At 59.0% G+C, this 8,184-nt stretch carries 6 protein-coding genes; 1 reads left to right on the forward strand and 5 read right to left on the reverse strand.

Going from position 1 to position 8,184, the window contains the following annotated elements:
- Positions 1 to 68 precede the first annotated feature (68 nt).
- The 3 genes from ONB52_22000 to ONB52_22010 all read right to left on the reverse strand — a co-directional run bounded on the left by ONB52_22000 (position 69) and on the right by ONB52_22010 (position 2,666).
- Positions 69 to 512, reverse strand: coding sequence for a hypothetical protein (locus ONB52_22000; GenBank protein ID MDZ7418807.1), 444 nt, complete (start codon positions 510 to 512; stop codon positions 69 to 71).
- Positions 509 to 1,813, reverse strand: a complete 1,305-nt coding sequence (locus ONB52_22005; protein ID MDZ7418808.1) for a replicative DNA helicase — start codon at positions 1,811 to 1,813, stop codon at positions 509 to 511. Before ONB52_22005 ends, ONB52_22000 begins: the two co-directional genes overlap by 4 nt.
- A gap of 82 nt (positions 1,814 to 1,895) precedes the next feature.
- Entirely contained in the window at positions 1,896 to 2,666 is a 771-nt protein-coding gene (locus tag ONB52_22010; protein MDZ7418809.1) for a hypothetical protein, read from the reverse strand.
- A gap of 1,114 nt (positions 2,667 to 3,780) precedes the next feature.
- Between ONB52_22010 and ONB52_22015 the strand changes: the two genes are divergently transcribed.
- Positions 3,781 to 4,074, forward strand: a complete 294-nt coding sequence (locus ONB52_22015; GenBank protein MDZ7418810.1) for a hypothetical protein — start codon at positions 3,781 to 3,783, stop codon at positions 4,072 to 4,074.
- Between the two features lie 1,523 nt (positions 4,075 to 5,597).
- Here ONB52_22015 and ONB52_22020 read toward each other — a convergent pair.
- Both ONB52_22020 and ONB52_22025 read right to left on the reverse strand, forming a co-directional pair.
- The gene (locus tag ONB52_22020) at positions 5,598 to 5,879 is read right to left on the reverse strand and encodes a DivIVA domain-containing protein (GenBank protein ID MDZ7418811.1); all 282 of its coding nucleotides are present in this window, start codon (positions 5,877 to 5,879) and stop codon (positions 5,598 to 5,600) included.
- A gap of 21 nt (positions 5,880 to 5,900) precedes the next feature.
- Positions 5,901 to 8,184: hypothetical protein (locus tag ONB52_22025; protein MDZ7418812.1), on the reverse strand; the 2,284-nt coding region annotated here is incomplete at its 5' end.

Genomic DNA, 8,184 nt, shown 5'->3' on the forward strand with positions numbered 1-8,184 from the left:
AGATCTGGTGCACACGCTGCCTGGAAACGCCGAGCTTGCGACCGATTTCAGCTAGCGTGAGACCAGACTCACGAAGTCGGCGGACAGTCGCCCTTTTCTTCTTCGCCTCCGCGACCCACGGCCACTCGTAGTTGCTCGACTTCATCAACGGCGACCTCCCAGTCGGGTTTGACCTTTACCTGTCGCGCCACCGGCACGAGAGGGACAACAAGCCTGCCAACCACTAGGGCCCCACGGCGCCTGGTGCCATCACTAGCAGCCGGCAGGTTGCCATACTTAAGCTTGCCCTGCACGAGCACCGGGGTACCGGGTCTAACATCCTGCATGATCGCCACCCCACCCCGAGTGCCGATAGACTCCCATACACAACAGTAGTGTACATCCTGAACCTCAGTGATATGGTCAACGGTACGCAACTTGAACCACGCCTGCCTAACACGGCCAGCAGGCCTGATGTAGACCTCGCTAACGAGGTCACCCACTAGCAACACCTGGTTAAGATAAGGTTTCATTCTACATCCCCGCTGCGTACCAGGTTACCAAAATAGCCCGTTGCACGGTCGTAGTAGACCGAGATCTGCCCTTTCGGACCATTGCGGTGCTTGGCCACGATCAGCTCGAGAACCGTCGGATTAGACTCCTTTGCCCACAAGAGGACTACAACATCAGCGTCCTGCTCGATGGCACCCGACTCCCTTAGATCACTGAGTCTCGGCTTCTGATCGGCCCGCTGCTCCGGCAACCGGCTGAGCTGTGAGCAAACTATAAGGCTAAGCTTAAGATCCTTGGCTAGAGCCTTCAGTCCAGCGGACACAGCGCGAAGATTCTGAACCTCGTTCTCCTGCTCCCTGTCAGGCCGTAAGAGCTGGAGGTAATCAATCACAAGAAGTCTAATCCCATGATCCCGAACCGCTCGGTGCACCCTGGAGCGGAGCGGGCTGAGTCTTAGCATCGGCTCGTCGGCTATCCACAAAGGCCAGGCGTGAGCAAGACTAACAGCCTCCTTCAAACGCTCCAACTCCGCTCCGCCCAGCATGCCCGTCTGTAGCTTCCTGCTGTCAATCCGAGAGACACGGGCTAGCAGCCGCTCTATCAGTTCCTCCGACGTCATCTCAAGACTGACAAAAAGCGCCGGAAACCCACTGGCAGCCGCTTCCTGCGCCCAGAACCAAGCCAGGGCTGTCTTCCCTGTACTTGGCCTGGCCCCCACCACGATATATTGGCCCTCCCGCCAGCCACCAGTTAGCTCGTTGAGCTTAGCTAGCCCAGTCGGTAACCCGACCAGATGTTTCGGGCTCTGGGCACGCTTTGTCACGAGATCGAGGACACGGCTTGCCGCCACAGCAAGCCGCTCAGGCGGATTCTGACGGTCTTGCTCTGTGGCACGACGAAGTTCCGCCTCTGCCTGAGAGACCAACTCCTCCCGACCCAGAGAACGTTGCGAAACGAGCTCTACTATACGCTGGGCCGCTGCGCCAAGCTGGTCCTCGAGCGCGTAAAGCCTCAAAAAATCGACGTAGTCAGCCAAGCCAGTAGGTGTGGGTACCCCAGCCAAGAGCTCAGCGAGATAGTCAAGCCCGCCATAGCTCACCTTCTTGCGCTCGAGTACCTGATGTACCGTGACCGGATCTATCGCACGACCAGTCTGCCAGAGATGCTGCATCGCCCTAAAAATCAGCCTGTGATTGGGCTGAGTAAAGTGGTCGGGCTGGATCACCTCCCAGACCCCTTGATCTGTAGCCTCGGCTGGGTGGGCCAGGCAAACAGAAAGGATCGCTTTCTCGATGACCAACCTCTCGGGTCGTACACTCATGGCGGGCTGTCCTGGGGCTGGTAGGAGCGCACCCTACCATTCGAACCGCAACCATCCGGTCCCGCGCCAGCGGACCCCAGAACTAGCCCGCAGCAGCACGACGCCGCTCAAGCTCGAGACTGATAGCCTCGACATAAGCTTGATACTTGGATTCCCTGGCTAGCCAATCCCGGGCCCGCACAAGTACGTCAACTGGCACCTCCTCGAGTGACCTCCCTCCCCAGCCATCGAAATGCTGGGGCCCGCCAGGAAGTGTGTGTACCTTGGGCTCCTTCGGCTGCCGCTTCACCACCCTAGACTCTGTCGGCTCTTCGTCAGCCGCGGCCACCAGACCAGTCACCGCCAAGAACGCCAACCTGGCTGCCGCTGTTCGAGCCGAGCTTAGGGCATGGATAGTAGGCCTCGCACCCTCGCCGACAACATCTGGAACCGGGCAGCTAAAGGACGCCTGCTCGGTATGCCCACTGGCGTGCGATAGGTAACAGGTGGCAGTGACAACGTACGTGTTCCAGTCGACAGCATAATCCCAGCGCCAGGAAAACCCAGCCGCTGCTAGCACCGGGCCAGCGACCTTGATTGCTGTCGCTAGGTCGCAGTAGTTGAACGTGTAGGTCCCACCCCTCTTGGTCGGGATGGCAACACGGTTGGGCGCTGGAAGTAGACCTATCTGCTTGTGGCACTCAGCCATAGCAGCCCTGTAGCGCTCCCTGGCTTCAGCCTCTCGCACCCGGTGCTCGTACTCGGCAAAAGAGCGCAGAGCGCTCTCTACCGCACCCAGATCCCCGCCTTTTTGGACCACAACCTGGAGCAGTTCCACGAGCGAGCCGTGCTCAACCTTGGCTGGCAGGGTCATACCATCCTCCTTCGTCAACGGTCGAGCCCTCCTATAAACATCTGGCCTACAACACGGTAGACCCTATCCATATAGCGTGCCGCGCGGCCTAGGACCACGGGGCTGTTGTAGCAACGGACAGCTCGGTCCCAGGAACCGGTACGCTCATAGCAACCACGAAGAATAGTAGCACCACAGCGAAGTTGCGACTCGTGGTCACCCACCGCGCAGTCGGCAATATGCTGCCGCCAAACAGGCATCACTTGCATGCGGCCAAACTCACCTGCGCGGCCATAAGCGGTTAGTGCCCGATGGTCGGCCACCCAACCAGTTTCTACTATCGCTATCGCCGCAAACAGGAACTCGGGAATGCGATATTGCCGAGCGACGTCGGCTATAAGGCTGCTGTCAGAAGGTCCCACGTACCCATACGCTGGAGCGGGTAAGGGTAAGGGTACAGCTGTTGGAGCGTGAAGAGGAGCAGGAATGAGCAGCAGGGCGACCAACAACCTCAGACTACGTGGATCAAACCTGGCTTTTCTACCCTTCCTTGGCCGGTAACCAGCCACTGGTACAGTTGCACCGTCACCCCGGCGAACAACGGTGACACGGACCACCTCGAGTTCGCCTGCACGCACCAAAGCATCCAGGTAGCGCCTAGCGGTACTTATCGACACCCCTAGGGCGATAGCCACCTCTCTTGTGGTTATACCATTGCTCGCAATCTCAGGCCGCTTGATATACGCCCGGATCGTCTCAAGCAGCTGCGTGGAGGTGAGTTTGGACATCAGAACCTCACTGGCACCGGTTCCGGCGCTTGGTAGATATGGTGATACACCTCATACCTACCACCAGGGAAAACCAAAAGGCTAGAGAGCCCAAAACTTGGAGCTTGCTCGCTCCCAAGGCGCTCTACCCACTCGGTCCGCCCCTGCCAGCCCGGCGTGATAATAAGCCTCGTCGTCGAAAGCGGTCCTGTGTCGACATGCCTGTGCAGGTGCGCCCGGAAAGCCACATCAGGCGGGCGCAAACCCGCCTTGGCATAGACCATCCAGATACTGTGAGCCATGCGACTGTAGTAACCCTCCTCTGTCCACGGCACCCTGGCACCTGCACCAGGGGGGTGATGCTTAATATGGACAAAAACGCCATGGATGTCAAGACCCACCTGCCACCAGGACCACTTCCCCGTCGATGGATCTTTGGTGGCGTGCCAGCGGCGGGCGAGGCTTTCTTCGCGCTCAGCCGACGGCCCCACGTGAGCGCTGGTACCTCTGACGACGATCAAACTGTCCGGTTTCAGGCGGCGGGGCACGGAATAGACTCGTTCGATGACATAGTCCTGTGCCTCGGCATGGCCACCGCCGATCAATTGCAGCGTCTGGTGGTGCCGACCCTCCAGGAGGTCACCGTTAAAGACGATGTGTAGTTTCGCCTTGTGCCGCCGCCTGAGCTTTGCTACCTCAGCCCAAGCTTCGTTCCATCGCTCCCAAAGCCAGAGGTTCAGCTGGCTTGGCGTATAGCGCCCGCCCTCGTCCAGTCTCACCCCTTCAGGCGGACAGATGGCTAGAGCGGAGCCGGCGTGCTGGTCGCTGGAAACAGCAAGTAAGACAGGCCGTGGAGCCACAAGTCACCTCTTCCGAAAGGTGGACAAGAGAATGACACTTAAGGCAACACAGACTGCGATGTACGCACTATACAAGGCTAGCAGGAGGTAAACCGCTACAGCGAGACAGTACCTGGCTGTCAGTCTCTTCCGACCCATACAGCTGCTTTGATCACCGGTAACTGCCTGATATCCAGGTGGATATGACCATCGTCACTCTCCCAGTCGTAGCAGCCGATACCCCACTCCCCAGCCTCGTAGCCCATATCCCTCAGGACGTCGACCCACATAGCTGCTATCCAGAGACGTAACTTGAGCTGTAGTGCTGGTGTGTCCCATGCGGGAAGGCGGCCCCTGATGTCCACAGCCCACCCCTTCCCATGTTGGCCTTTATCACCAGCCCGGAAAGCGCTGGTCACGATGATAGGTACCCGGTAGCGATGGGCGTAGCAGCGCTGGCCTAACACCTCGACAGCATCCACCATCTCCTGCCTGAGCCCCTCAGGCCGTACAAGCCATTGAACGTGGGAGGCCATCCTAGCCCCCACAGCTCGCGCTGATGGCGGTGCCGGCCGCCAGCCCAGCAACGAGCGCAAGCGCGAACAACACCAACCAGCCAACGACCGCAACCAGCTGCCGCATCGCACTAGCTAGCGCCTCCTTTTGGCCCAAGGAGTATCGGTTTGTCGCAGACGAGATTGGCTCCCATCTCGCAGATTACCCCCTCGAGCGTGGCGTCAGCCCGGTTGGCCAACCACACGCTGAGACTGGTAGGGCCACAGATGATCACCTGGATATAAGCCCAGGCACTATGGTTAAGAGTCGCCACATCAAGCTCCGACGGTAGACACAAGACCTCCCGTGGCCAGGGCTTGGTGGAACGGTGCACATGAGCCATACCTACAAGGTCCCGGGACACACACCTGAACCCAATCGCAGATACCTCGCTAATCGAGTCGGGGGACACATCCGCCAGGGTAACATAGGTCACGCTTAGAATGTGAAGATCACCGTCCCGGGTGAGTGTCCCGTGGAGGCAAAGCGGCAACTCCATCACCGTTGCCTTGTATACAGACTGGAAAATTCTGATGCTGGCAGGGTCGAAGAAGACGCTCAGCCGATCCTGGCCACCCAGCGCAACTGAAAGCGCTAGACCTAAGAAGAGTCCCCTTTCCATGTCACCCTTTTGGCCGTGAACTGGGCGACATCTATACCCATCATCCCCAACAAAAACACAAGCCAGGCAGTAGGCGGCTCCCATGGGCTCAAGAGAACCCGGACCCCGGTGCCGAGGGCGAGCAACAACGAGGTCGCAATACGGAGGTTGGTCGTCGGCAGGCGACTTATCATTTCACCGCCTCCAGCTTCATCCTAAGCAAGCGGACTTCCTCTTTCAGCTCCCGGACCTCTGAAAGGAGCCGCTCATACTGCACGGCAACAACATCGGCCGAGGCCTTGAGGGTGACCTGCTTCTCCAGGTAGCTGACACTGTTAGCGACCTGGGCGAGAGATACGATCGTACCAATAGCCACTGGGACCAGCGCGACAACGATTCCAGTTACCAGCCTCGGGAGCAACCCGTTTCGCAGCCTATCCATAGCCGTGTAAAACCACCCACCGATCGTCATATCTAGAATCTAAGCCCCAGCTTACCTGGGCACCAGTCTTGACCGCGGTCCCGGAACGGTCCTCAGAGCCGGAGGACGCGCCGGGGGCCGTAGCCGTCCCACTGAAGGGGCGATCAGCTTGGTAGATTCCTTAAGCTCCTCCATCGCTTTCTCCTTCCAACCGCTGTCACCCAAGCTATCTGCCAAAAACCAGATGTCACGCCACGGCAAATAGTAGTCCCGGTACCAGTCGTTCAGGCCGTTAAGCTCGTCCTGCTGTTCGGGCGTCCTGCGTCCCGGACCCAACCGGCTAAGCTGGTAACGCCGCCTCAAAGCCTGACGCACCGGACGAGACACTGGGAACTGGACACCCACAGTCTCGAGCCATTCGACCTCCCGGGCAATCTCATCATCCAGCCCACGCCGAGACTCATCCACCATGCCGGTAGCTGCGTTGAGAACTGTGAACAACAGGTCATCGAATTCTCGTGGGCGGTAAGGAACAAGCTCCTCCTCGAAGCCCGTGATTGGCACAAGGCGCGCAGCGGCCATCGTAACGTCAGCTACCACGCCAAAATCATACAGCGTGGCGTATAGCATTTGCCTAAAGCTACCGAAATCACCAGCCTCAAAGGTGCGCTGCGGTACAACCGGCCTGCCGCTGAGCTCATCCGGCGGGTTCACACCGCTCATAAAGCTGACCCACTTGCGGACCAGGTCCAGCATGGGGTTAAGACCTGGAAACTCCTCGCGCTTGAAGGCTCCGAAGCTACGCGTTAGGTACTTAAAGGGAGCAGTAGCGAGCCTCGCGCTGTGAACCCCGAGCCAGTACAGCAGGGTCCACGGACCGCGATATACATCAGCTACCGGAATCGCGATGTAGCGCACCCGCCGTTCGGACCCGCTACCCACCCAGCCCAGTGGTATGACCAGTCTATTAGCCTTTACCCAATCGGGGATGTGCCGGTACATCTCCCTCAGTTCTTCCCCTAAGTAGCCCAACAGGGCGGCTAGCGTAAGTAGCCGGAGGAACAAAACCACTGAATCCATGAACAGTACCCCAGCTCTGGTGCGCGGGCTCCCATATAGCCCCAGATCAGTGCGCAAACCAGACCAGGCAACCGCGCCGTAACCCAAGGCCAGGTTCCAGCCCTCCGGGAAGACGCCCGCCTGTGCCGGGTTCGGTGTACCGAAGAGGTTTAGCGTAATATACGCCCGCTGGCTCGGCTCTAGACTCGGGAGATAGTGTTTGAGGACATACCAAGGCCCAAGCTTATGCCAAACCTCGCCCATCATTCCAGCGCGTGCGAGCCACGAGAGAGCGGGGAACTTGGGCAGGACGTTCTTCCAGAAGTGAGACCCAAGTAGAGCTAGTGCCCGTATCGGCCCACCGAGAAGTCCCGAGGAGCGCAGGACCCGGCGCACAGCAGCACTCACCGGTTCCACTTTTGGCCCCACAAACAGCCCGGTCTTCTCAGCCAACTCGTCGATTGTCAAGTAACCCTGGTCAGCCAGCGCGCCGCTGATAAAGAACCGCGCCGGTAAAGCTCCCTCCTGTAGAGCTTGAATGACAACATCCTCGTAGCTGCCAAGTGCGGCGGACCGGAACGCCGGCCCGAAGGTCTTGGCGTAACCCCTAAGAAGAAACCAGAAAGACATGAAGCTAGCTACAAATGGCGACGTCCCCTTGGTTTCGCTGATAACGGCCGCCATGTTCCTCAGGTTTCGCCACGGGTCTCGGACAAGTACGTTGCGTGCCGTGAACGCTGCGCGCCAAACAACCAGCAGCGGGTGGAAGAGGCCATAGGAGAAACTATTGAACCACCTGGCCAGGGAGTGAGCTAAACCAAGCGGCGTCCGCTCCAGGCTGGCGGCGAGCCAGCTTTCAACCTCGCGGAAGTACCACATCCCGTCTTTGGCGTACCAGATAGCAGAGTACCCTGGCCGTGGGTTGGGCCTAACCCCTGAAACCACGGGGACCTCAGGTCCGTAATCCTCGGGGGATGTGAAGCTTGGGGTATTCACCAGCACTTCCATAAAGCCGCGCCTGAGGCGGTTTTGTACCGCGAGGCGCCGCAACGCGAGCGCCTTGAGCGTGTAGCTCTGGAGCGGGTTAACAATTCCTTTGACCGTGCCATACTGTGCCATGATCCCGGGTGGCACGTAACCGTGGTAGTAATCCACAACCTGGAACGGCACATAGGTCTCCCTGTTCCGCGTGATGGTAGCTAGGTGGCGCGGGCTTACCAGACCGGCGTCTATTGCCGGTTGCACCGCGTGCTCGTAAACCAGCTCGCGGAAATGAGCTAACAGCTCTATGACACGG

It is taken from the genome of candidate division KSB1 bacterium (genome assembly GCA_034506255.1).
GTDB lineage: Bacteria > Zhuqueibacterota > Zhuqueibacteria > Zhuqueibacterales > Zhuqueibacteraceae > Coneutiohabitans > Coneutiohabitans thermophilus.